The organism is bacterium (assembly GCA_021372775.1).
Lineage (GTDB): Bacteria > Acidobacteriota > Polarisedimenticolia > J045 > J045 > JAJFTU01.
Map to the genome: position 1 here is coordinate 1 of JAJFTU010000170.1, position 2,444 is coordinate 2,444.

Sequence of the window (2,444 nt, forward strand, 5' to 3'; positions counted from 1 at the left end):
GCGCCGGCGCGGCGTACCAGTGCTCCATGCCGTCGCGCGGCAGCGAGCCGACGAAGAACTCGTTCGCCTTCAGCCGCGCGGTGGTCGGAAACGACGCGGGGACCGGCCAGCCGTGCGACGGCGAGCCGGCGCCGGCGAGCGACGCGACGCGCGACGGCGCGTCGGCGAGGTCGATCCGGTAGACGTTGGCCGAGGCGTAGCGTCCGCCTTCGAAGACGTCGGGGCCGAAGAGGTCGGCGTCGCCGAGCGGCTGGCCGTAGAAGACGATCGCGTCGGTCGCGTCGAACGTCCCGTCGGCCTCCCCTTCGACGACGATCGGAATCTCGACCCCCTGCACGGTCATCCGGATGCGCCGCGGATCCTGCGTCTCGAGGCCGGGGAGATTGTCGCGGATCCACGCGTACGTGAGGCGGTGCAGCCCTTCGGCCGTCACCTCGACCTGCCACGCGGGATAGCTCGGCGCGGCGGCCGCGGATGCGGACGCCGCGGCCGCCGCGGATGCGGATGCCGCCGCGGACCACGTCGTCGGCGCCGCGGCCGCAAACATGGCCGTCGCCGCCGCGGCGAGCGGCGCGCGGCGCGCGGTCGCCGCGGTCTGCGCCAGAAACGGCGCCGCGGCGTCGAGAACGTGGTCGGCCGCGCCCTCGGCCGCGATCGTCTTCGTCGCGCCGCCGCTCTCGCGCACCGTGAGCGCGATGCTCCGCGCGACGCGGAACGTCCCGGCCGCGACGTCAACCTCGAGCGGCGCGATCTCGATCTCGCTGTAGGCGACGCCGCGCAGCGAGCGCTCGCCGACGATCCGCGCGACCGCCTCCGGCCAATAGCCGCCCCGCTCGGCGTACGCGCGGTCGAGCGGCGCGCGGCGCGGGTCGCGCGCGGGATACGGCGCGACCGCGCCCGGCAGCCGTCCCTCGAGCCAATCGACGTCGACGGCGACGATCTCCGCGCTTGCGCCGGGGGCGTGGACGAACCGCTCGCGGCGCGCCGGAACATCGGGCGCGCCCGAGACGCGCAGCCGGCCCCATCCCGCGAGTTCCGGCGCGAACGCGCCCCCCGCGGAGATCCACGACGGGCTCGGCGGCTCGATCGTCGCGCGGCGCGTCCCGTCCTCGAGCTCGTTCCACTGAGGGGCGGCCGCGAACGCGGAGAGCGACGCGGCGCACGCCGCGGCGAGAACGAACGAAAGGAAGGCTGTCCGGCGCATCAGGCGACGATGATGCCGCGCGCCCCGCGCCGCGACAATCCCGATCTCCGCGGCCCGACGCGGACCGGGGCGCGCCCGCCGCCCCGCCGATCTCCGCCGGCCGCCGCCATCCGCAAGCGGCGCGCCCGCCGCCGCTCCGGCGAAGGCGCCCCCCGAACGCACGAAGCGGGCGGCTTGCGCCGCCCGCTCCGTCCATCGTGCGAGGTCGAAATTCCGGAGCGTCAGCTCTGGATCGGTCCCGCGCTGCACGCCGGCGTCGCCGGATCGGACTTGGCGCAGGCAGTGGCGCGGGCTTCGACCTTCTCCGCGTAGACCACGCGGGGCTTCTCGTACGGGTGCTTCATCACTTTCCTCCCTCGAGGGCGGCGTCGGTTCGCCGTGCAGCGTGCTGCGCAACCACCGCCGTTCGCGACCGGCCGTGGGCGGCCCCCCGACGCTGCGCGTAAGAATCCGCGAATTCGCCCTCCGGTGCAACACCCCCCGGGGCGCAGAAAACTCACCGCCGATCGAGGTAACGCCGGTGCGCGGCGCGCCTGATCTCCCCCGAGCGGCGCGCGACCTCGCCCAGCGAGAACGGGCTGCCGGTCTCCCTTTCCGCGGCCCCGGGGCAAAAGGCGGCGTAGGACGCCTCTTCCGACGCGGCGAGCGTCGTCCGCGGCAGCTCGTCCGCGATCCGCCGGACTTCGGTCAGCGGCGCGACGGGAGCCGTCCGCCAAAACGACGCGAAATCCTCGATCTCCTCGATGTTCCCCAGCCGGCGCCGCCAGGCGACGCACGGAAAGACGTCGCCGTAGGGGTCGATCGTCACGATCGTCCGCCCCGCGTTGCACGCCGGCCCCGCCGCCCGCGGGTCGCGCGGCGCCGGGACCGCCCCGCGCCGCGCGGCGAGGTCGGCGAGGAACTCGACCAGCGGCTCGGCCTCCGCGGCGAGGGCCAGCGGCGAAAGGTCGCCGTCGTCGGTCGGCGTGATGTTCAGGTCGAACGTGACCTTGCAGCCGAACCGTCCCGCGACCTCTTCGATCGCCCGCAGCTGCCCTTGGTTGTCCTTCGTCACCGGCGTCTTCGCGACGACGTGCAGACCGCGCCGCGAGAGGTTGCCCAGCGCCGCGAGCAGCTTGTCGAACGAGCCGCGCACGCCGGTCAGCCGATCGTGCGTCGCCGCGTCGGCGCCGTGCAGGCTGACCTCCGTCTCGAACGGCGCGAGGGCCGCGTAGCGGTCGGCGCAGGCCTCGTCGGCCAG

General features: G+C 75.0%; 2 protein-coding genes. Both read right to left on the minus strand.

The window, feature by feature from the left end:
* A partial coding sequence (locus LLG88_05725; GenBank protein MCE5246406.1) for a hypothetical protein occupies nt 1-1,204 on the minus strand: 1,204 nt, incomplete at its 3' end.
* Nucleotides 1,205-1,700: 496 nt separating this feature from the next.
* Nucleotides 1,701-2,444: radical SAM protein (locus tag LLG88_05730; protein ID MCE5246407.1), on the minus strand; the 744-nt coding region annotated here is incomplete at its 5' end.